The organism is Streptomyces mobaraensis (genome assembly GCF_020099395.1).
In the GTDB taxonomy this organism is placed as follows: Bacteria; Actinomycetota; Actinomycetes; order Streptomycetales; family Streptomycetaceae; genus Streptomyces.
This window is the reverse complement of sequence record NZ_CP083590.1, coordinates 523,154-544,868: the sequence shown is the minus strand read 5'-3', so window position 1 is coordinate 544,868 and position 21,715 is coordinate 523,154. Positions and strand designations below refer to the sequence as shown.

Sequence of the window (21,715 nt, the reverse complement as noted above, 5' to 3'; positions counted from 1 at the left end):
ACACGCCGACGACCAAGGGTTTTCCACCCGCCGGGGCCACGCGGGGACGTCAGACGCCGACAGCGGCGGTCAGCGTTCCCAGCACCTCGCGCAGCCGGTCGTGAACCCCCGGATCGCCGATGAGGCCGTCCGCCCCGACCATCTCCCGCCCCACCGGCACGCGCACACACGCCGCCTCCACGATGTGCGCCCCGGTGTACTCCAGCACCGTCCGCAAGGTGGCCTCCGCGCCCTGCCCCCGCCCGGGCGCCGCCGCGTTCACCCAGGCCGTGGGCTTGTCGCAGATCTCGGTCCCGCCCACCGTCCAGTCGAGGAGGTTCTTGAACGAACCCGGCAGCGTCCCCGCGTACTCCGGCGTGCAGACCAGCACCGCCGAAGCGGCGTCGATCGCCGCCCGCAGCTCCGCCACCGGAGCCGGCAGCGGGTCGGTGTCGTCATCGGGGTTGAAGTGCGGCAACGCCGCCAGCCCGTTGTAACGGACGGTGCGTACGCCCTCGGGCGCGAAGGCGTGGGCGGTACGCAGCACGGCCTCGTTCGAGGAATCGCCCCGCAGGCTCCCGGACAAGAGCAGGACGGTCGGTGTCTGTGGCATCCGCACAACCTACCGCCGCCCGCCGGCGGACGCGTCTGGTCGAGGGCCGGGTCAGCGGCGTGCGCCATGGGCGCGGTCGGGCTCGTTGGGCTGTGGGGTGTGCGGGTGCGGCCGGGGGCGGGGGTCGTGGTCCACGAGGAGGGTGGCGGTGATCGCGGCGAGGGTGATGATGCCGGCGGCCCACCACAGGGCGGTGCTGTAGCCGTGGACGAGGGCCTCGGTGGCCCGGCCGGGGTGGTGACGGGTGTGGGCGGCGGTCGTGGTGGCGGCGATGGTGTTGAGCAGGGCGGTGCCGATCGCGCCGCCGACCTGCTGGGAGGTGTTGACCATGGCCGACGCGATGCCGGCGTCCTCCGGCCGGGCGCCCAGGGTGGCCAGGCTGAAGGCGGGCATCAGGGCGGTGCCCAGGCCCAGGCCGGTGACGAGCATGCCGGGCAGGACGACGGTCCAGTAGGAGCTGTCGGGGGTGATCCTGGTGAGGAGGGCCAGCCCGGCGGCGGCCACCAGGAAGCCGGGGCCCATCAGGGCACGGGCGGGCAGGCAGCCGGTGGCCCGGCGCCGTGCCGCCCACTGTCACCGTGGGAGGCACCGATCCCGAAGCCGTACGCTGCGGATGGCACAGATCCGTCACACAGCCCGGAGCAGACGATGGATTCCCTCACCCTGGACGAGATCGACCACCGTCTCGTTCACGAGCTCCAGCGGGACGGTCGCGCACCGTTCAGCCGCCTCGCCGAGGTCCTCGGCGTCTCCGAGCACACCGTCGCCCGCCGCTACCGGCGTCTGCACACCCTGGGCCTGCGCGTGGTCGGCGTCCCCGGGCGACGCCCTTCAGCAGGAGCGACCCGGTGGCTGCTGCGTGTGCACTGCACCCCCGACGCCTCCGCCAAGATCGCCGACGCGCTGGCCCGGCGCCCCGACACCGCCTGGGTCGGCATCGCCTCCGCCGGGACCGAGCTGCACTGCGCGGTCGAAACGCGCACCACCCGCGAGCGCGACGCCCTCCTCCTGGACAAACTTCCCCAGACCCCGCGCGTCGGCCCCGTCCACGCCTACCACCTGCTGCACGCCTTCTCCGGCGCCGCCGACGCCTGGCACATCCCGGACCCGACCCCCACCACCCGCGCCACCGACGACCGGCAAGAGGAGCCACCCCAGCCGGCCCCCGACGCCCGCACACCGGACGCCCTGGACGAACAGCTCATCGGCGAACTCGCCAAGGACGGCCGCGCCACCGTCTCCCGACTCGCCCAGGGCACGGGCCGTTCACCCGCCGCCGTCGCCCGGCGCCTCGACCGCCTGCGCGCCACCGCCGCACTGCGGCTCGCCGTCGACTTCGTCCCGGAACTGCTCGGCTACCACCTCTTGGTGCGCTTCTGGCTGCGCGTGGCCCCCGGGCGACTCGGTACCGTGGGCGCCGCTCTCGCCGCCCACCCCGAGATCCCCTTCGCGGCCGCCACCACCGGCCCGTCCAACCTGGTCGCCACCGGCATGTTCCATGACACGGACGAGTTGTACCGCTACCTCGACCACCGCATCGGCGCGCTACCGGGCGTGCAGTCCATCGAGACCACCCCCATCCTGCGAGAAGTCAAACGCCTCACCTACAACAACGCCTCCCGGTGAGCGCGATACGTACGCGGCTGCTTCGCTCGCCGAAGGTCCCTGAGGCGCGCGTGCCCGGTGTGGCCCCGGCAACGGTCCCCACCCCAGTGGCCGGCTCACCCCAGTGCCCGGTCGAGGTTGAACGCGGCGCTGATCAGCGCCAGGTGGGTGAAGGCTTGGGGGAAGTTGCCGATCTGTTCGCCGGTGCGGCCGATCTCCTCGGCGAAGAGGCCCAGGTGGTTGCCGTAGGTGAGCATCTTCTCGAAGGCCAGCCGGGCCTCGTCCACCCGGCCGGCGCGGCAGAGGGCCTCGACGTACCAGAAGGAACAGATCGAGAAGGTGCCCTCCTCGCCCCGCAGGCCGTCCGGACTGCGCCGCGGATCGTAGCGGTAGACCAGGGAGTCGGACACCAGGCCCTCGCCCAGGGCGTCGAGGGTGGCCAGCCACTTGGGGTCGGTGGGCGAGATGAACTTGGTCAGCGGCATCATCAGGACGGCGGCGTCGAGGACGTCGTCACCCTCGTGCTGGATGAACGCCCGCCGCTCCGCGGACCAGCCGCGCCGCATGATCCGCCGGTAGATCGCGTCACGGACCCGGATCCAGCGCAGCATGTCCGCCGGCAGGCCGCGGTGGCGGGCGATCCGGATCGCCCGCTCGATCGCGACCCAGCACATCAGCTGGGAGTAGAGGAAGTGCTGGGTCCTCCCGCGGGTCTCCCAGATGCCTTCGTCCGGCTGGTCCCAGTGGTCGCAGACCCAGTCGACCAGCGTGCCGACGGTGTCCCAGTCGTCGCTGGACAGCGGCTCCCCCCATTTGTCGTAGAGGTAGAGGGAGTCGATGAGGGCTCCGTAGATGTCCAGCTGGAGCTGGGTGACGGCGTTGTTGCCGATACGGACGGGTGACGAGCCCAAATGGCCCTCCAGGTGGGGCAGTTCCTCCTCCGGGAGCTCGCTTCCGCCGTCGATCCCGTACATGATCTGCAGCGGGCCTTCAGCCCCGGCCCCGGCTCCAGTGCCGGGTCCGGACCCGCATCCGGTGCGGATGATCCCGGACAGGAAACCGACGAACGCCTTGGCCTCGTCGGTGAATCCGAGCCGGAGCAGCGCGTAGATGCAGAACGCGGCGTCCCGTACCCACACATAGCGGTAGTCCCAGTTGCGCTCCCCGCCGACCTGTTCGGGCAGGCTGGTCGTCGGCGCGGCCACGATGGCGCCGGTCGGGGCGTACGTGAGGAGTTTGAGGGTGAGCGCGGAACGGTGGACCGTCTCCCGCCAGCGCCCCCGGTAGCGGGAGTGCGAGAGCCACCGGCGCCAGTACCGCACCGTGGCACCGAACATCTCCTCCGCCTCAAGCGGCGTGCAGCCCCGCGGCTCCACCCCCTCGCAGATCCGGTCCAGCGTGAACACCGCCGCCTCGCCCTCCTCCAGCGTGAAGGAGGACCGGGCGTCCGGTCCGTCGGTCTCGACCGGGACGCTGGACGTAAGGCCCAGGCACAGGCCCGGGGACGCGAAGACCGTATGGCCGTCCCGGACGCTCACGGTGTGCGTCTGCCGCCCGTAGTCGAAGCGCGGTGCCACCCGGGCGCTGAACGGCAGCGCCCCGCGGACGCACAGCACCCGGCGGATCAGGCGGTGGCGGTCCGCCTCCCGCGAGTCGTCGACGATCGGCATGAAGTCCTGGATCTCGCCGACGCCGTGGTCCGCGAAGAAACGGGTGATCAGGATGTTGGTGTCGGGGAAGTAGAACTGCTTCGTCCGGGCGGGCACGTCCGGGGCGAGTTCGAAGGCCCCGCCGCGGTCCGCGTCCAGGATCGCCGCGAAGACGCTCGGTGCGTCGAAACGCGCGCAGCAGTACCAGTCGATCGTGCCGTCCGTCCCGATGAGCGCGGCCGTGCGCATGTCGCCGATCAGGCCGTGCTCGGCGATGGGCAGGTAGCGGGGCGCGTCGGCCCTGCTCGGGCGGGGGCTCTCACAGGTCATCCGGCGGCCTCCCCTACACCGGCACCGGAGGTGCGACCACCGGCAGGGCGGTGCACGGGCCACTGCTTCGCCGGGCCGGTGAGCCGGTGCGGCGGGGCGGAGGGGGACGGTCCGGGCGCGCGGGCGTCACGCGCTCCTCCTGCCCTCCGCGATCGCCGCCTCGACCTCTTCCCTGACCCGGTCCGCCGGGTGCCGTACGGGCGTCCCGTACGGCGCCAGCGCCTCGTCCGCCGCCTCCGGGCCGTCCTCGGCGACCTCCGCCACCAGGACCGTGGTGTCCGGTGGCACTTCCTCGGTCAGCAGCTGGAGGGCGACGTTGTCCGCGGTGGCCCGCCGCGCGTCCCGGGCGCCGCCGATGAGACCACCGGCTCCGAAACCGGCCATGACGCCGAGGGGCCCGCCGAGGATGCCGACGAGGCCGCCGATCAGCCCGCCCGCGAGGAAGCCCCGAGCGGTGCCGGTGGTGTCGAGGGTGTCGGGGAAGTCGACGGAACCCTCCGCGTCCCGGGCGATCACGGCGGCCCCGCGCAGGGTGAGGGCGCCGTCGGCATCGGCGCGGCGCAGCCGGTCCAGCGCCTGGTGTCCCGTGCCGGCGTCTTCGGCCCGCATGAACAGCACGTTCTCCATACGGCTCATGGACGCCATTGTCGGGCCGCGTCACCGCGCCCGCACCTCACGACCGGCCCGCACCCTGCCCGGCGGCACCCGTCGGGACGCCGGTGGCTCAGTCGGCCCGGGTGCCCGCGTGCCTGGGCTGGAGGAACGTCAGGGCCCACATGGCGGCGAACAGGCCCGAGGCCGAACCGGCGTGCTCCTGCGGGACCTTGGGACGCCACCGAGCCGCGCACGGCCCGCGGCGACACGCCTGCGACGGCATGGGCGGGCGCTCAGGAAGCCGGACGTGCGGCGGCCGCCTCCTGGCGGGCGAGGAGTCCCCAGACGGTCACCTCCGCCGTGCGGCGCACCAGGTCGGTGAAGTCCATCCGCAGGGCGCCCAGCGCCGGGTCCGAGTCGTAGGCGGCCCGCAGCGCCTCCGAGGGACGGCTGCACGGCCAGGCCGCCATGGCCGTGAGCACGGTCGTCTCGACCAGTCCGGACGCGCCCTCGACGCCGAGCTCGGGAAGGAGCCGCCGCACCAGCTCGATCAGGGTCTGTGTGTTCTGCCAGGCCGCGTGCTTGTGCCGGACGGCGACCTCGGTGGAGATGTTGTGTTCCAGCACCGCGGCCTGTGCGGCGAGCAGGTCGCACAGCACCGGCCGCCGTGCCAGCGAGGCGGCCAGGGTCTCGGCCAGCCGGTCCCCGCGCTCGCGCGGTGTTCCGCCGGCCGGAGGGGGCGTGCGCTCCAGCTCCGCGGCCCAGTCCCGCATCTCGGCCTGCAGGACCTCGAGCAGGACTGCTTCGCGGGACTCGAAATAGCGCAGTACGTTGGATTTGGCCAGCCCTGTCCGGCGGCTCAGCTCGTTGAGGCTGAGCTTGGCGACCGGCATCTCGGCCAGCATCGCGGCCGCGGTCGACAAGATCTGCCGGCGCCGTTCGAGTCGCTGCTCGGCACTGCGTGCGCGCTGGAATTCCACCCTCCCATCGTAGCTACCCGCCGGTCTCTTAATACGAGACCGGCGGTCTGTTACCGTTGGAGGTATTAGAGACCAGCAGTCTTTTAGGAGGCGGGGATGTACCGGGTTCCCGAACAGAACGGCAAGCTCGCCGTCGTCACCGGCGCGAACAGCGGCACGGGCAGAGAGGCCGCCACACGCCTGGCCGCGGCCGGAGCCCACGTGGTGCTCGCCGTGCGCACCCCGGCCAAGGGCGAGCAAGCGCGAGCGGAGATCCTCGCCGCGCACCCCGACGCCCAGGTCGAGGTCCGCCGGCTCGACCTGGCCGACCTGGCTTCGGTCCGCGAGTTCGCCGACCGGCTGATCGCCGACGGCAGGCCGCTGGACCTGCTGCTCAACAACGCCGGAGTGGCGAACGTGCCCAGCCGGCACGAGACGGCGGACGGATTCGAGCTGCAACTGGGCAGCAACTTCCTGGGCCCGTTCGCGCTCACGGTGAAGCTGCTCCCGCTGCTGCTGTCGGCCCCCACGCCGCGAGTCGCCACGATGAGCAGCCTCGGCGCCGCCACCGGCCGGATCGACTTCGACGACCTCCAGTCCACCCGCCACTACAGCCCCACCAAGGCATACCACCAGTCCAAACTGGCCGACCTGATGATGACCCTGCACCTGGCGGACATCGCAGCCCAGCGCAACTGGCCACTACTGTCGGTCGGCGCGCACCCCGGCAATACCCGCACCAACCTGCTGAACGCGGGACCGACCCTCGGCGACGGCCGACTCGACCGGTTCACCTCGCTGGCCGCCAATATCGTGCCCTCCCAGGGCCCGGAGCAAGGCGCGGAACCGCTGCTGTACGCGGCGACCGGCCCCGACGCCTCGCCCGGTGGCTACTTCGGCCCGCGCTGGGTCATGACCGGCCCCCCGAAAGCCACCCGCCCACCGCGCCGGGCCCGGGACAGGACCGTCGCGGCACGCCTGTGGACCCAGGCCGAGCACCTCACCGGCACCGCCCTCGACGACCGGCTCTGACCAGCCCGCCCTCGTCCTCGTGGCGGCCGCCCTGTCGGCGGCGGTCGTCCTCACGACGGTTCACCTCGCCCGGCGGACCCGGCACGGTCGCCGCCCGCCGAAGGGCGCACATCCGTCTGCGCACGATCCGCACAGTGCCGGACCGGACGCGACGACGAGCGTCGGCGGACAAACCCGATGCGCGCCCGCCCCGCCCCTTGGTACCGTCGCCGGCATGTGCTTCCCCGCCGTCCAGGGCTGGTTCGTCAGGCCCCGCAGCGCCGCCTAGCGGCAGGCTGCGACCAACGTTCCGTCAGCTTCGCCGCACTCCGGTTCCCCGCCGGTGCGGTGCCTCACGCTGCCCGGCTCCGACGATGATGACGACGTACACCGCGGAGCACCTCTCATGAACGAACAGCACCACGACCACGACACCAGCGATCTGCGCGACCTCCTGCCCGCCGCCGAACCGACCCTGACCGCAGCCCCGGCCGAGCTGGTGCGCTGGGTCGCCCGGAACGCCTCCCGGCTGGCCCCGCTGGGCCCCGGCGCGGACCCGGAGGCGCCACTCGGCGACCTGGAGCCGCTGCGCGACCTCGTCGGCGACGCCCGCGTCGTCGCCCTCGGGGAGAACTCGCACCAGATACGGGAGTTCGGCCTCCTGCGCCACCGCGTCCTGCGGTATCTCGTCGAGGAACTCGGCTTCACCGCCTACGCGATGGAGTACGGCGCCGCCGAGGGCCGCGCCGTGGACGCCTGGGTGCGGGGCGGCCCCGGTGACCTCGACGGCCTTCTGGCACCCGGTGGTACGGCCGGCGGGATCCACCGTCTCGGGCTGCCCGCCGAGTGCCGGGACACCCTGCGGTGGCTGCGCCGCCACAACGCCGCCGCCCCGCGCCCCGTCCGCTTCCTCGGCTGCGACATCCCTTCGGCGGGCGGCTCGCTCGCGCCCGTCCTCGACCCCGTCGCCGCCTACCTGGCCGCCGTCGACCCCGGCGCGCTGCGCTTCCTGGAGGCCGCGCGGCAGATCTCCGAGCCGATCGCAGGCGGCACGGTGATGGTGCCCGCCTACGCCCGGCTCGATCTGGACGAGGCGACGCAGGACCGTCTCACCACCGCCCTCTCCCGGCTCCTCGGCCGCCTCACCGACCTGCGCGAGGTCCACGTCGAGCGCGCCGGCCGTGCGGCGTACGAGACGGCGCTGTCGGACGTCCGCGCCGCGGTCGCCACCGACCGGGCGCAACGAGCCATGGCCGAGGCGCTCGCGGGCGCGCCCGACGGTGCCGGCTTCGCGGCGCGGGAGCGCTATTTGGCCGACACCCCGCTGGAGTTCCTCGACCGGTCCGCGCCGGGCACCCGGGCCGTCCTCGTCGGACACAACGCCCACATCCAGCGCTCCACCGGACCGCTCGGGGTGGCCACCATGGGGAATCTGCTCGCCCGGGCGCTCGGTGCGGACTACGTGCCGATCGCGCTGACCGGCAACGGCGGCGAGACGGTCGAGAACGTGCCCGACCGCGACCACCCGGCCGGGATGCGCTGGGGCCGGGCCGCCGTCCCGGACGCCGTACCGGACAGCGTCGAGGCGCTGTTCGCGGACGTACGCGACCGGCCCGCGCTGGTGGACGCGCGGGCGCTGCGCGCGTACGCCCGCCGCTGCGGGCTGCCCGAGCCGGTCCGCACCCGGCTGGACACCGCCTTCCTGGAGGTCCCCGCTCTGGAGGCGTTCGACGGGATCCTCTGCGTGCCGGACACCACCCTCAGCGCCGATCTCCCGAAGTGACCGGGGTTCGGTTGCGCTTTGCCCCGAAAGAGGGGTGAAAGTAGCGGTTCGGGTGGTGGATGTGCGAGCATCCGGGCCCCACTTCTCGGAAGGCACAGCGATGTCCGCCACCACCGCCCTCGCCGCCGCCGCGGCGGCCGTCGCGCTCGTCCTGCCGGCCGCCCCGGCGTCCGCCGGGGAACCCGGGCCGGAGCAGGGCGAGTTGCTCCTCACCCTCTCCGGCGCCGACCACACCTGGATCCGCGGCGTCCGGCTGACCTGCCCGGACGCCGGCGGCCGGCACCCGCACGCGGCGGAGGCGTGCGCGCGTCTCGCCGAGGCGCACGGCCGGCCGAACGCGCTCCGGCGCGAGGACCGGCCGTGCGGCGCCGAGCGTGAGCCGGTCACCGCGACGGCCGACGGCCGCTGGGGAACGGCCGACCTGCACTGGAAGGGCACCTACTCCGGCCCGTGCGCCCTCGACACGGCGACCGGGCCGGTGTTCCGGTTCTGAGCGGCGGGGGCGCGGGGCGGAGGCCGGGGCGTCCTACGCCACAGCGTGGCCGCTGTGCCGCCCGCGGCAGCCAGGCGGCCCGAGGTTGCCACGTGATCCGAGGCCACCGGGTGGACCGCGGCCGCCGGACGGCCGGGAGCCCTCGGGTCACCTGCCGCCGACGGGCTGCCTGTCGTCCGCCGGTCCGCCGGACCCGGAGCCGGCAGGACCCCGATCCGCCGGACCCGGGTCCGGCGGCCGGCATCGACCCCACTCCCGTCGGCGACCGGCGGCGCCGACCACTCCCGCTGCCGCCGACCATCCGCCGCCGCCCGGCGGCCCCTCACGTCCCCCGCGCCACCAGCGCCCCTATCGTCGTCAGCCCCAGCACGACCCAGGCGAACCAGAGCCAGCCGTTGCCCCCCAACGTCACCGTGTAAGCGGTCACGGCCACCAGGCCGCCCACGGTGAGCCAAGCCATCGTCTTCGTCGATCCGGGCACCCCGCACCTCCTCACGGCGGCCCCGCGCACATATGAGGCGCACATATGCGCGAGCCGCGGCCGGAGACCATCGTCTCCGGCCGCGGCCGTCAATGCCACAGCGCTGAAGGTGCTCGTCGCTCAGCCGCGTCCGAGCCGGTTCATCTGCCGCGCGCCTGGAGCGAAGCGAGGTACGCGTTGTAGGCCGCCAGCTCCTGGTCGCCGTCCCGGTCCGCCTGCCGGTCGCTGCGCCGGGCCTGCCGCTGCTCGGAGCGGTACCACTGGAAGGCCAGCGCCAGGAGCACGACCACCGACGGGATCTCGCTGAAGGCCCAGGCGATGCCGCCGCCCGCGTGCTGGTCGTCCAGGGCGTCGATGCCCAGCGAGGCCATCGGGTGCTTGTACGTCCCGATCATGGGCTCGGACGACATCATCAGCGCGATGCCGAAGAACGCGTGGAACGGCATGCCCGCGAACAGCTCCAGCATCCGCATCACATAGCCCGGCCGGTGCGGGCCCGGGTCCACGCCCATGATCGGCCAGAAGAACACCAGGCCGACCGCCAGGAAGTGGATCATCATGGCGATGTGGCCGGTCCGGCTCTCCATGAGGAAGTCGAAGAGCGGGGTGAAGTAGAGGCCGTAGAGGCTCGCGATGAACATGGGGATCGTGAACGCCGGGTGCGTGATGATCCGCATATAGCGGCTGTGCAGCAGCATCACGAGCCACTCGCGCGGGCCCTTGCGCCCCCGGCCCGCCGGCGGCAGCGCGCGCAGGGTGAGGGACACCGGCGCGCCCAGCAGGATCAGGATGGGGGAGAGCATGCTGATCACCATGTGCTGGACCATGTGCACGCTGAACATGACCATGCCGTAGTCGTTCAGCTTGGTGCACATCACCAGCGCCACGGAGAGGACGCCGAGGGTGAACCACACGGTCCGGTTCACCGGCCACTTGTCGCCCCGGCGCCACAGCCGCACGACGGCATAGCCGTAGAGGGCCAGGCCCACGGCGCAGGCGGTGGTGAAGAACGGATCACCGCTCCACTCCAGACCCCGTCCGAGGGTGAACGGTGGCATGTCCATCATGTCCATGCCGTGCCCGCTGTGATCCATCCGCTCTCTCCCGATTAGGACCGATGCGCCGGATCCAGAGTAGAGGCGGCCCCCGTGTGACCTGCGCCCGGGGGCCGCCCCCGAGCGGTGGGTCAAAGGACGGAGTCGACCTCGCCGTAGCGGTCCTCCGGCACGGTCTTCAGCGACTCCACCGCCTCCGCCAGCGGCACCAGCGTGATCTCCGTGCCGCGCAGCGCGGTCATCATCCCGAAGTCGCCGCGGTGCGCGGCCTCGACCGCGTGCCAGCCGAAGCGGGTGGCGAGGACGCGGTCGTACGCGGTCGGGGTGCCGCCGCGCTGGACGTGGCCGAGGATCACCGGCCGGGCCTCCTTGCCGAGCCGCCGCTCCAGTTCGACGGCGAGCTGCCGGGCCACCCCGGCGAACCGCTCGTGCCCGTAGACGTCCGTCCCGCCGGTCTCGAACGCCATCGAGCCCTCGCGCGGCTTGGCGCCCTCCGCGACCACCACGATCGCGAACCGCTTGCCGGCCTCGAAGCGCTTGCCGACCACCGCGCTGAGCTCGTCGATGTCGAAGGGCCGCTCCGGGACCACGATCGCGTGGGCGCCGGCGGCCATGCCCGAATGCAGGGCGATCCAGCCGGTGTGCCGGCCCATCACCTCGACGATCAGCACCCGCTGGTGCGACTCGGCGGTGGTCTTCAGCCGGTCCAGGGCCTCCGTGGCGACGCCCACGGCCGTGTCGAAGCCGAAGGTCACATCGGTGACCGCGATGTCGTTGTCGATCGTCTTGGGGACGCCGACGATGGGGATCCCGCCGTCCGACAGCAGCCGGGCCGCCTTGAGCGTGCCCTCGCCGCCGATCGGGATCACGGCGTCCAGGCCCAGCGCCGCGACGTGCTCCTTCGCCCGCTCGACGCCGTCCCGCAACTGCTCGGGGCGGACCCGGGAGGAGCCGAGGACCGTGCCGCCGGAGGCCAGGATGCCGGCCACCGCGTCCAGGTCGAGCGGCCGGTGGTCGCCTTCGAGGAGGCCGCGCCAGCCGTCGTGGAAGCCGATCACCTCGTCGCCGTGGTCCGCGACCGCGCGGTGCACGACGGAACGTATGACGGCGTTGAGACCGGGGCAGTCGCCGCCGGAGGTGAGCACACCGATGCGCATGGTGGAAACCTTTGTGACAGGGCCGACGACCGGACCCCGTCGTCCGGTGGAATCCCCGTCACCCTACCCAGGGCGGGTGACGGGGAACACCGGCGTCCGGCACGCGGACGATGCGGACCGCTACGCGGGCTGCGTCGCCGCCGCGATGCGCTCGTTGCGCAGCGCGTCGTACCAGCGGTCGTCCACCGGCGGCAGCGCGTTGACGTCCAGCGCCAGCTTCAGCAGCAGGTCCGCGATGTGCGGGTTCCGCGCCATGACCGGGCCGTGCATGTACGTACCGAAGACCGTCTCGTTGAACGCGCCCTCGGTGCCGTCGCCCGTGCCGTTGCCGTTGCCGAAGCGGACCCGGGCGAACGGGCGCGCGGACGGGCCGAGGTGGGTGACGCCCTGGTGGTTCTCGAAACCGGTCAGCGGCGGCAGGCCGAGCTGCGGGTCGATGTCACCGAGCACGTCGCCGACGCAGCGCTCGCCCTCGCCGCGGGTGCTGTAGACGTCCAGCAGGCCCAGGCCCTGCTCGCGCTGGCCCAGGTCGTTGATGAACTCGTGGCCCAGGATCTGGTACCCGGCGCAGACCGAGAAGACGATCGCGCCGTTGGCGACCGCCCGGTTGAGGCCGCCGTCGCGGCGCAGCCGCTCCGCCGCCAGCCGCTGCGGACGGTCCTCACCGCCGCCGATCAGGTAGATGTCACCCGAGGTGGGGATCTGCTGGTCGGAACGGACGTCCAGGCGCTGGACGTCCAGGCGGCGCTGGTGGGCGCGGCGCTCCAGGACCAGGACGTTGCCCTGGTCCCCGTAGGTGCTGAGCAGGTCGGGGTAGACCCACACCACACGCAGACTGTTCTGGCTCATGCTCATGGTCCTTTGCGGGTCAGTTGCCGACGCGGCGGCGGAGGTCCTGGAACGCGGTGTAGTTGGCGATGACCTCGATCCGGCCGGGCGGGGCCGACTGCACGGCCTCGTCCACGCTCTCGCAGACCCGGAAGTCCAGGCCGGCGACCTCCAGACGCACCGCCAGGTCGAGCTTGCGGTCGCCGATCACGAAGATCGGGTGCCCCGCGAGCCGCGTGTAGTCCACGTCCCACAGCCACGAGGTGTCCGTACCGTCCGCGCCGCGCGCGTTCACCGACAGCAGCACCGGCGCCGGCGGGCCGTCGATCAGCGAGAACGTCTCCAGCCAGCCGGCCGGGTTCTTCGCCAGCAGCAGCCGCAGTTCGCGGTTCATGAACGTCACCACGTCGTACCGGCCGGCCACCGCCTGCACCTGGTACATCCGCTCCAGCGCCACCTGCGGCGGCACCCCGAAGGTGGCGGCCACGGCGGCGGAGGTGGTGGCGTTCGCCTTGTTGGCCCGGCCCGGCAGCTGGAGGTGGATCGGCCACGCCGAACCGTGCGGGTCCAGCACGTAGTCGCCCGACAGCGCCCAGCTCGGCGTCGGCCGGCGGAAACCGCACTCGCCGCAGAACCAGTCGTCGCCCGGGCGCTGCATCACACCGCCGCACGACGGGCAGGACCAGGCGTCGTCCTTCCACTCCTGGCCGGCCGCCACCCACACCACGTTCGGCGAGGACGAGGCGGCCCACACGATCAGCGGGTCGTCGGCGTTGGCGATGATCACCGCCTTGGAGCCGGCCAGGCCCTCCCGCCACTTCTCGGCCAGCATGCGGGTCTCCGCGGCGCGGTCGAGCTGGTCGCGGGAGAGGTTGAGCAGCGCTATGGCCTTGGGCGAGACGTCCCGGGCGACCATCGCCAGGTACTTCTCGTCCACCTCGATCACGCCGAAGCGCGCGTCCGAGCCGCCGGCCAGGGCGGAGGTGATGCCCGCGGGCATGTTGGCGCCCAGCGCGTTCGACACCACCGGGCCGCTGGCCCGCAGCGCCTCGGCGATCAGCCGGGTCGTGGTCGTCTTGCCGTTCGTGGCCGAGACGAGGACCACATCGAGGTGGGTCGCCAGCCGGGCGAGCAGGTCAGGGTCGAGCTTGAGCGCGACCTTGCCGCCGATCACCGATCCGCTGCCGCGCCCCGCGGCCCGCGACACCGCCGCCGCGGCCTTGCCCGCTGTCACGGCCAGCTTGGCGCGTGCGGACAGCGGCCCCGAGTTGCCTGCCATCGTCCTAGATCCTCCTTGTTCGGCGCCGTCGCCTGTTCCCTGGTCCGCCGGTGGAACGCCCCCTCCGCGCCGAATCGTCAGCCAGGAGGCTTCGGTCGGGGATCAGCCTATCGAGATCCGCCCGTGGGCCCGAAACCGTCTTCCGCGGGCCCGTAGGCTGGACCCATGCGAAGACGTGCCATTCCAGGAAGTTCCGGACGCGTGCGGCCCGTGCGGCTGCTCGGCGATCCGGTACTGGCCGCCCCCTGCGCCGAGGTCGAGGACTTCACGGCGCCCGTCGAGGCCGACGGGGAGCGCACCGACCTGGCCGGACTCGTGGAGTCGATGTTCGCCACGATGTACGCCTTCGACGGCGTCGGCCTCGCCGCCAACCAGATCGGCGTCCCGCTGCGCGTCTTCGTCTACGACTGCCCCGACGACGAGGACGTCCGCCACCTCGGCCACCTCGTCAACCCCCGCCTCGTCTCGACCGGCGGGGTGGAGGTACTCGGCCCCGAGGGCTGTCTGTCGCTGCCCGGCCTCGAGGCACCCACGCCGCGCTCCGACGAGGCGGTGGTCGAGGGCTTCACCCTGGACGGCACCCCGGTGCGGGTGACGGGCACCGGCTTCTTCGCCCGCTGCCTCCAGCACGAGTGCGCCCACCTCGACGGCGGCCTCTACCTCGACCACCTCACCGGCTCCGCCCACCGCCGCACCCTCCGCGCCGCACGCCGGGCGCCCTGGGCGGGCGCGGGGGTACGGCCGGTGCCGTAGCGCGCGGAGCGCGCGGTGTGCCGGGGGCTTGTGCCGGGGCTCGCGCCGGGCGTGGCCCGCGCGGCGCGCGCTCGGCGGACGGACGGCGCCGGACGGTGGCCCGCGCCGTCTCGCGGCCGGTGGGCCGTGCGGCTGCCGTCCCGCGACCGGCGAGCGCCGCCTCATGGCCGACAGGCGTCAGGTTCGCCGTCCCATGCCCGGCAGGCGTCAGGTCCGCCGTCCCATGCCCGGCAGGCGTTCCGCGCGCCGGCTCACGGTCGGTAGGCGCACGCCGTCAGGGCCGTGTGCCGCTTCCAGCCCAGCGTCTCGTACAGCGCGCGCCCGTCGTCCGTCGCGCCCAGGACGCCGGTGAACGCGCCCGCGGCCAGGGCGTGTTCGCCGAGCGTACGCATCACGAGGCGGCCGAGGCCGCGCCGGCGGTGCGCCTCCTCGGTCACGACGCGGTCGACGACCGCCACGTCCCCGACGACCACCAGCTGCCCCTTGGCGGCGGGTCCGCCCGCCGCGTCGGTCACCCGGACGTGGAGGACGCCGTCGGCCTCGTTCACGGAAGCCACGTATCCGGGCGGCGCCGTCGACGGGCCGGCGGGCGGTGCGAGGTCGACGGCCATCAGATGGCCGGTGTCCTCCTCATCCACCACCCAGCCCCGGGGGAGCAGGCGCCGTATCACGTCGGGATCCTCGGCGGCCTTGAGCCAGGCGTACGGGACGGGGTCCGCGCACGCCGCCCGTACCGCGTCCGCCTCCGGGACGTACACGACCCGGCGCTCCGACTGCTCCGGCAGCCCGACCGTGATGACGCATCCCCAGGGGTGCGCGGTGGGCGGGTGAGTCCCCCGCGAGACGGCCCAGCCGGCCGCCCAGGCCGTGACGAGTTCCGGAACCATGGTGCCCCTTCCGAGTAATGCCTGCCTTGCGGCAGTGCACATTACGTCGAGGAAGGGAGGCGGGCATCCGGTTTTCCGCCCCGCCCGCCGGGACGGCGGGCGGACCGGCTCGTGGCGGTCAGAATCCCGGGCCGTCCGCCCGGTCGCCCGCCGTGGCCAGCCGGCCCCACAGGAGGTCGGCGAGGTGGCTGACCAGGTGCTCGCGGGGGAAGGGGTGCTCGCGGAGCCACCAGTCGCCGGCCGCGTGCATCATGCCGACGATGCCGTGCCCCCAGGCGCGGGCGAGCCCGGTGCCCTCCGGGCCCAGTTCCACGCGCTCGGCTATCACCACCGCCAGCTCCTCGCCCATCCGCCGCAGGAGCGGCGCGGAGTGCCGGCCCACGTCGAAGCCGCGGTCCGACGGGCCGGCGTCCTCGGCCGGGTGCATCAGGAACCGGTAGACCTGCGGCCGCGCCTCTATGGCGGCGAGGTAGGTGTCGAGGGTCGCCTCCACGCGCCGCCGCCGCTCGGCCGGCGCGTCGAGCGCGGCCCGCAGCCCCTCCAGCAGTGCCTCGGTGTGCCGGGCCGCGAGCGCCCGGTAGAGGCCGCCCTTGTCGCCGAAATGCCGGTAGAGGATCGGTTTGGTGATCCCCGCCTCGGCCGCGATGGCGTTCATCGACGCCCCCGGCCCGTCCCTGAGCACCACCCGGTCCGCGGCCTCCAGCAGTTCCCTGCGCCGCCGTTCCGTCGTGCGCTGCTGGTCTTCCCGCTGACTGGTCGTCATGGCTGTGCCTCCCGCCCCCGTGTCTTCTCACATGCCTGCGCAACGTAACACCCGCGGCACCCAGCGGATCCGGGGGGAGAGGGGAGTTGACAGGTCCTACTGACCGGTAACAGACTCCTGTTACCGCAGGTAAGCAACGCTCGGGAGGGGCCATGGCGGGTTTCGGACTGGAGCTCGACGACGAACAGAAGGCCGTGCGCGACTGGGTCCACGGCTTCGCCGCCGACGTGATGCGGCCCGCCGCCGCGGAGTGGGACGAACGCGAGGAGTTCCCCTGGCCGGTCGTCCAGGAAGCGGCGAAAATCGGCCTGTATTCGCTCGACTTCTACGCGAAGCAGTTCTTCGACCCCACCGGCCTGGGCATCCCCGTGGCCATCGAGGAGCTCTTCTGGGGCGACGCCGGCCTGGGCCTGGCCATCACCGGCACCGGCCTGGCGGCCGTCGGCGTCCTCACCAACGGCACCGACGAACAGATCGGCACCTGGATCCCGCAGATGTACGGCGACCCGGACGACGTGAAGGTCGCCGCCTTCTGCTCCTCCGAGCCCGACGCCGGCTCCGACGTCTCCGCGATGCGCACCCGCGCCGTCTACGACGAGGCCAAGGACGAATGGGTGCTCAACGGCACCAAGACCTGGGCGACCAACGGCGGCATCGCCAACGTCCACGTCGTCGTCGCCGTCGTCGAACCCGGCCTGGGCGCCCGCGGACACGCCTCCTTCATCATCCCGCCGGGCACCGAAGGGCTGTCCCAGGGGCAGAAGTTCAAGAAGCACGGCATCCGCGCGTCGCACACCGCCGAGGTCGTCCTCGACGGCGTCCGGGTGCCCGGTCACTGCCTGCTCGGCGGCAAGGAGAAGCTCGACGAGCGTCTGGCGCGGGCTCGGGAGGGCAAGAAGAAGGGCGGTTCACGCGGCGGCGAGCGCGGCGGCAACGCGGCGATGGCCACCTTCGAGGCGTCCCGCCCGGCCGTGGCCGCCCAGGCCGTCGGCATCGCCCGCGCCGCCTACGAGATCGCCCTCGACTACGCCACCACGCGCGTCCAGTTCGGCCGCCCGATCATCGACAACCAGGGCGTCGCCTTCCAGCTCGCCGACATGCGCACCCGCATCGACGCCGCCCGCCTCCTCGTCTGGCGCGCCTCGGCGATGGCCGCCACCGGCAAGCCGTTCACCTCGGCCGAGGGCTCCATGAGCAAGCTCTTCGCCGGCGAGACCGCCAAGGCGGTCACCGCCCAGGCGATGCAGATCCTCGGCGGCAACGGCTACACCCGCGAATACCCCGTGGAGCGGATGCACCGGGACGCCGCCATCTACACGATCTTCGAGGGCACCAGCGAGATCCAGCGGTTGGTGATCGCCCGGGCGGTCTCGGGGGTGCAGGTGCGCTGAGGCGCGGGCCGGGGCGGCGCGGCGGGTCGTTACGGGGCGACGTGCCGGGCGCGCCGGCGCACCGGGCGGACTGACGCGTGGACGACATCGGGCGCGCCGGCGCACCCGGCGGTCTGACGTGTCGACGCACCGGGCCTGCCGACGCGTTGAGGCACTGAGTGGGTGTCGACGCGTGACGCGCCGGACGCACTGACGTATCGCGACGTGCCGGGTGCACTGACGCGCCAATGCGCCGGGCGCGCACCGGCAGGGCGCGCGCCCTCGCGTCTCAGGGCACGCCGCCCCCACACCCCTGGCGACCGGTCATGTGCCGGACCATCCGGACCACTGCGTCGTACCGCATTTGCGGCAGCGGCTGGCGCCGCTCCACAGGACCCACTCGTGGTCGCACTCGTCACTCATCGCACTCTCCCCTTCTCCTGACTTCTCCCGAGGTGACCGCGAACCCCACGCCACCCACCAGTACCACCAGCCTGCACCAGTACGGCCCCGGTCGTGCCCGGGCGGGATCCCACTCACCCGCCCTCACCCGCCGTATGCCCTCACCCGCACTGACTCCCCGCGGGCCGTGGGGGTTTACCGCCGGCGCGGGAACTCCGTCGCGTTCCGGGGCGCGGGGGAGGGGCTACGAGCACAGATGCGCGAGGAACCCGTCCGCCACGGGATACGGGCGCTCCTCCGGCAGCAGCCGCTCGGCGCCCTTCAGATCACCCTCGCGCACGCGCGCGTGCACGGCATGGGCCAGCGCCGTGACGTCCGTGATGCCCACCGTCCACTCGTCCGCGTACCGGCGGGCCGCCTCGCCGGACAGCCCGAGCTGCAGCGACCGGTAAGGCAGCGGCCGCAGCCGCGGATCCCGTTCCGGATCCCACTGCACCCGCGCCGGCGCCCGGCGCAACTCCCGGCGCCAGGCGTCCCGATCCTCGTGCACATCCGGGTCGTAGTGCGACAGGCACGCGTTCCGCAGCGCCCACTCGAACCCCTCCCGGTCGATCTCCACGGCCAGCACCGTCCGCTGCCCCTCCTTGGTGCCCCAGCCGCAGCGGTACATCATCCAGAGGAAGGACGGCTTGATCCACGTCATGCGGTCCCGCTTCCAGGTGGCCGGAAACCGGCCGTCCCGTGCGGCGGGCAGGCCGATGGCCGGATCGTACGCCTGGTAGACGGTGATGGTGGAAGGGGAGTACAGGGCGCGAATCCGGTGTTTCTGTGCTGTCACGGATACCAGGGTCCGTCCGGCGGGCGGGTCTGGCCACTCATTTACGGGGAGTGAAGCGGGCGTACCGCGTCGGGCCGTCGGCCTTCGGCGTCTCTACTTCGTCCCGCCGCGCCGGTCAAGCGGAATGGGGAAATCAAGGGCTGTTCCGGTGCAACTCCCTTACCTCTCCGGCAACTTCTGTTTGCATGCGTCCGGGGTCCTGGCGTTCGTCCCATTCGGTGGGCCCCGGAAAGGTGAGGTGTGTCCATGTCGGTTCAGCGTCATCCGTCCCGTCGTCGGGTGCTCGGCGGCGGGCTCGTGCTGGGGGCGGCGGCCCTTGGTGGCGGGGTTCTCCTCGGGGGTTCCGGTGCCGAGGCTGCCGAGGCCGCCGAAGCCGCCGAGGTCGCGCGGGACGGGGCGTTCGTGCCCGCCGTCGTCGTCGGGACCGGGTACGGGGCCGCCGTCACGGCGTTACGGCTCGCCGAGGCGGGGGTGCGGGTGCTGATGCTGGAGATGGGGCGGTGGTGGGACCGGCCGGGGGCGGACGGGCGGGTGTTCTGCGGGATGCTCGACCCCGACCGGCGGTCCAGCTGGTTCCGGACCCGGACCGCGGCGCCGCTCGGCTCGTTCCTCTGGCTCGACGTCGTCGACCGGAACGTCGAGCCGTACCCCGGCGTGCTCGACCGGGTCGACTTCGGGTCCATGGCCGTCTACGCGGGCCGCGGTGTCGGCGGCGGCTCGCTGGTCAACGGGGGGATGGCCGTGGCGCCCCGGCGCGACTATCTGCGGCGGATGCTCCCGCAGGTGGACGCGGGGGAGATGTACCGCCGGTACTTCCCGCGCGCCCGTGCCATGCTCCGCGTCAACGGCGTCGACCGGACCTGGTTCGAGGGGACAGAGTGGTACCGGTACTCGCGTGTGGCGCGTGAGCAGGCGGCGCGGGCCGGGCTGCGGTCGGTGTTCCTCGACAACGTCTATGACTTCGGGCATATGCGGAGGGAAGCGGACGGTACGGCACCGCGGTCCGCGCTCGCAGGTGAGCTGATCTACGGCAACAACCACGGGCGGATGTCCCTCGACAAGACCTACCTGGCCGCGGCCCTGCGCACCGGGCGCGTCACCATCGCGACCCTGCACCGGGCGCGGGCCATCCGCCGCCGGCGGGCCGGGGGTTACGTCCTGACGGTCGAGCGGTCCGACGAGGCCGGGCGCCGGATCGCCGTCAAGGAGATCGGCTGCCGGCGGCTGTTCCTCGGGGCCGGAAGTCTCGGGAGCACCGAACTCCTGCTGCGCGCCCGGGAGACCGGCGCCTTGCCGGACCTCGGCCCCGAGATCGGCCGCGGCTGGGGGCCCAACGGGAACGTGATGGCCGCGCGCGCCAACCACCCCACCGACCCCACCGGTTGCCACCAGTCCACCGTCCCCGCCCTCGGCCTCGACGCCTGGGACGACCCGCGGCACCCGGTCTTCGCCGAGGTCACCCCGGTGCCGGCCGGCATCGAGACCTGGATCAGCCTCTACATCGCGATCACCCGCAACCCCGAGCGCGGCACCTTCGTGTACGACCGCGGCACGGACCGGATGGGGCTGCGGTGGACCCGGGACCAGAGCCGGCCCGCCGTCGACGCCGCCCGCTCCCTCTTCGACCGCGTCAACCGCGCCAATCGCACCGACTACCGCTACGACCTCTTCGGCCCCCGCGCCAAGGCGTTCGCCGACGACTTCACCTACCACCCCCTCGGCGGCTGCGTGCTCGGCCGCGCCACCGACCCGTACGGCCGGATCCCCGGGCACCCCGGCCTCTACGTCACCGACGGCGCGCTGATCCCGGGATCGCTCGGCGTCAATCCCTTCCTCACCATCACCGCGCTCGCGGAGCGGAACATCGAGCGGATCGTCCGGCAGGACGTGGCGCGGTAGCCGGGTCGCCGAACGTGACGCCCGCCGCATCAGGTGTGCGGCGCCGGCTTCCGGGGCACGTCTGACCTGGCCCTACCCGGCCGGCCGGTGGGGGACCCGGACCTGTCATCGTGGTGTCCACCGGTCCGCGGCACCGCCCGGCAGCTCCTGGAAGGAAGACCCGTCCCGTGAACGACGTCCGTGGCATCACCGAGGAGAACACCCAGTGGATACGCAGGTTCGCGCCGCGCCCGGACGCTGACGTCCGGCTGGTCTGCCTGCCGCACGCCGGCGGCTCGGCGAGCTTCTACTACCCGATGGCGCGGGCCATGGCCGACGTCGCCGACGTGCTCTGCGTCCAGTACCCCGGCCGCCAGGACCGCCGGGACGAGCCGCTCGTCGACAACATCCCCGACCTCGCGGACCGGGTCTTCTCGGTGCTGCTGCCCTGGGCCGACCGGCCGCTGGCCTTCTTCGGGCACAGCATGGGCGCCAGCCTCGCCTTCGAGGTCGCCCGGCGGTTCGAGCGGGAGAAGGGCGTCGTCGCGACCGCCCTGTTCGTGTCCGCCCGCCGCGCCCCGTCGATCCACCGGGAGGAGACCGTCCACCTGCGGGACGACGACGGGATCATCGCCGAGACCCGGCGGCTGAGCGGCACCGACGCCCAGGTGCTGGAGGACGACGAGCTCGTCCGCATGATCCTCCCGGTGCTGCGGTCGGACTACCGGGCCGCCGAGACCTACCGCTACGAGCCCGGCCCGCCGCTGCGCTGCCCGGTGGTCGCGCTGACGGGCGACGCCGACCCCAAGGTGTCCGTGGACGACGCGGCGGCCTGGGCCGGCCACACCGCGTCCTCCTTCGACCTGCGCGTCTTCACCGGCGGCCACTTCTACCTGACGAGGCATCAGGACGCGGTGGTCCGCGAGGTCACGGAGCGGCTGCGGCCCGCGGCCTGAGCCACGTCGGAACACGGCGGCCGCGCCGCCCGCCCCGGTTCCAGGGACGGGC

20 protein-coding genes and 1 pseudogene are annotated in these 21,715 nt (G+C 73.1%); 8 read left to right on the top strand and 13 right to left on the bottom strand.

Annotated features, from left to right (window positions below; all coding sequences use genetic code 11):
* Window positions 1-49: 49 nt before the first annotated feature.
* Both K7I03_RS02060 and K7I03_RS02055 read right to left on the bottom strand, forming a co-directional pair.
* Complete coding sequence (locus K7I03_RS02060) at window positions 50-592, bottom strand: NADPH-dependent FMN reductase (protein ID WP_185942987.1); 543 nt, start codon at window positions 590-592, stop codon at window positions 50-52.
* A 51-nt stretch (window positions 593-643) separates the two neighbouring features.
* Window positions 644-1,132 (bottom strand): annotated as a pseudogene (locus K7I03_RS02055) (hypothetical protein); the annotation flags it as partial.
* 108 nt (window positions 1,133-1,240) lie between these two features.
* Here K7I03_RS02055 and K7I03_RS02050 point away from each other — a divergent pair.
* The gene (locus tag K7I03_RS02050) at window positions 1,241-2,218 is read left to right on the top strand and encodes an Lrp/AsnC family transcriptional regulator (protein ID WP_185942989.1); all 978 of its coding nucleotides are present in this window, start codon (window positions 1,241-1,243) and stop codon (window positions 2,216-2,218) included.
* Between the two features lie 95 nt (window positions 2,219-2,313).
* Here the strand turns inward: K7I03_RS02050 and K7I03_RS02045 are convergent, their stop codons facing one another.
* The 3 genes from K7I03_RS02045 to K7I03_RS02035 all read right to left on the bottom strand — a co-directional run bounded on the left by K7I03_RS02045 (window position 2,314) and on the right by K7I03_RS02035 (window position 5,750).
* Entirely contained in the window at window positions 2,314-4,176 is a 1,863-nt protein-coding gene (locus K7I03_RS02045) for a glycoside hydrolase family 15 protein (protein ID WP_224346820.1), read from the bottom strand.
* Window positions 4,177-4,302: 126 nt separating this feature from the next.
* Window positions 4,303-4,812, bottom strand: coding sequence for a DUF1269 domain-containing protein (locus K7I03_RS02040; RefSeq protein ID WP_224346819.1), 510 nt, complete (start codon window positions 4,810-4,812; stop codon window positions 4,303-4,305).
* A 251-nt stretch (window positions 4,813-5,063) separates the two neighbouring features.
* Window positions 5,064-5,750: a TetR/AcrR family transcriptional regulator gene (locus K7I03_RS02035; RefSeq protein ID WP_185945596.1), complete on the bottom strand. Its 687-nt coding sequence runs from the start codon at window positions 5,748-5,750 to the stop codon at window positions 5,064-5,066.
* A gap of 96 nt (window positions 5,751-5,846) precedes the next feature.
* Between K7I03_RS02035 and K7I03_RS02030 the strand changes: the two genes are divergently transcribed.
* The 3 genes from K7I03_RS02030 to K7I03_RS02020 all read left to right on the top strand — a co-directional run bounded on the left by K7I03_RS02030 (window position 5,847) and on the right by K7I03_RS02020 (window position 9,016).
* A complete protein-coding gene (locus K7I03_RS02030) occupies window positions 5,847-6,761 on the top strand; it encodes an SDR family oxidoreductase (protein ID WP_185945595.1) in 915 nt (304 codons plus the stop codon).
* Window positions 6,762-7,146: 385 nt separating this feature from the next.
* On the top strand, window positions 7,147-8,523 hold the full coding sequence (locus K7I03_RS02025; RefSeq protein ID WP_185945594.1) for an erythromycin esterase family protein: 1,377 nt from the start codon (window positions 7,147-7,149) through the stop codon (window positions 8,521-8,523).
* Between the two features lie 100 nt (window positions 8,524-8,623).
* Entirely contained in the window at window positions 8,624-9,016 is a 393-nt protein-coding gene (locus K7I03_RS02020) for an SSI family serine proteinase inhibitor (protein WP_185945593.1), read from the top strand.
* Between the two features lie 322 nt (window positions 9,017-9,338).
* On the opposite strand, the gene K7I03_RS02015 is transcribed toward K7I03_RS02020, so the two are convergent.
* From K7I03_RS02015 to K7I03_RS01995, 5 genes are all read right to left on the bottom strand, one after another.
* Window positions 9,339-9,497 (bottom strand): hypothetical protein, encoded by a 159-nt coding sequence (locus K7I03_RS02015; protein ID WP_004948753.1) that lies wholly within the window; start codon window positions 9,495-9,497, stop codon window positions 9,339-9,341.
* Between the two features lie 140 nt (window positions 9,498-9,637).
* Window positions 9,638-10,591, bottom strand: coding sequence for a cytochrome c oxidase assembly protein (locus K7I03_RS02010; RefSeq protein WP_185945592.1), 954 nt, complete (start codon window positions 10,589-10,591; stop codon window positions 9,638-9,640).
* 92 nt (window positions 10,592-10,683) lie between these two features.
* Entirely contained in the window at window positions 10,684-11,709 is a 1,026-nt protein-coding gene (locus K7I03_RS02005; RefSeq protein ID WP_185945591.1) for a 6-phosphofructokinase, read from the bottom strand.
* 120 nt (window positions 11,710-11,829) lie between these two features.
* Complete coding sequence (locus K7I03_RS02000) at window positions 11,830-12,558, bottom strand: type 1 glutamine amidotransferase (RefSeq protein WP_004948762.1); 729 nt, start codon at window positions 12,556-12,558, stop codon at window positions 11,830-11,832.
* Between the two features lie 19 nt (window positions 12,559-12,577).
* Window positions 12,578-13,816: a MurT ligase domain-containing protein gene (locus K7I03_RS01995; protein WP_152263773.1), complete on the bottom strand. Its 1,239-nt coding sequence runs from the start codon at window positions 13,814-13,816 to the stop codon at window positions 12,578-12,580.
* A gap of 165 nt (window positions 13,817-13,981) precedes the next feature.
* Between K7I03_RS01995 and def the strand changes: the two genes are divergently transcribed.
* Window positions 13,982-14,569: a peptide deformylase gene (gene def, locus K7I03_RS01990; RefSeq protein WP_185945590.1), complete on the top strand. Its 588-nt coding sequence runs from the start codon at window positions 13,982-13,984 to the stop codon at window positions 14,567-14,569.
* Between the two features lie 251 nt (window positions 14,570-14,820).
* Here the strand turns inward: def and K7I03_RS01985 are convergent, their stop codons facing one another.
* Window positions 14,821-15,456, bottom strand: coding sequence for a GNAT family N-acetyltransferase (locus K7I03_RS01985; protein ID WP_185945589.1), 636 nt, complete (start codon window positions 15,454-15,456; stop codon window positions 14,821-14,823).
* A 118-nt stretch (window positions 15,457-15,574) separates the two neighbouring features.
* Window positions 15,575-16,219, bottom strand: a complete 645-nt coding sequence (locus tag K7I03_RS01980) for a TetR family transcriptional regulator (protein ID WP_185945588.1) — start codon at window positions 16,217-16,219, stop codon at window positions 15,575-15,577.
* A gap of 152 nt (window positions 16,220-16,371) precedes the next feature.
* Between K7I03_RS01980 and K7I03_RS01975 the strand changes: the two genes are divergently transcribed.
* On the top strand, window positions 16,372-17,610 hold the full coding sequence (locus K7I03_RS01975; RefSeq protein ID WP_185945587.1) for an acyl-CoA dehydrogenase family protein: 1,239 nt from the start codon (window positions 16,372-16,374) through the stop codon (window positions 17,608-17,610).
* Window positions 17,611-18,235: 625 nt separating this feature from the next.
* Here the strand turns inward: K7I03_RS01975 and K7I03_RS01970 are convergent.
* Window positions 18,236-18,838 (bottom strand): DUF4291 domain-containing protein, encoded by a 603-nt coding sequence (locus K7I03_RS01970; RefSeq protein ID WP_221903589.1) that lies wholly within the window; start codon window positions 18,836-18,838, stop codon window positions 18,236-18,238.
* Between the two features lie 237 nt (window positions 18,839-19,075).
* Here K7I03_RS01970 and K7I03_RS01965 point away from each other — a divergent pair, with 237 nt between their 5' ends.
* Together K7I03_RS01965 and K7I03_RS01960 are read left to right on the top strand one after the other, a co-directional pair.
* Complete coding sequence (locus K7I03_RS01965; RefSeq protein WP_185945585.1) at window positions 19,076-20,728, top strand: GMC oxidoreductase; 1,653 nt, start codon at window positions 19,076-19,078, stop codon at window positions 20,726-20,728.
* 167 nt (window positions 20,729-20,895) lie between these two features.
* Window positions 20,896-21,663, top strand: a complete 768-nt coding sequence (locus K7I03_RS01960) for a thioesterase II family protein (RefSeq protein ID WP_185945584.1) — start codon at window positions 20,896-20,898, stop codon at window positions 21,661-21,663.
* Window positions 21,664-21,715: the final 52 nt, after the last annotated feature.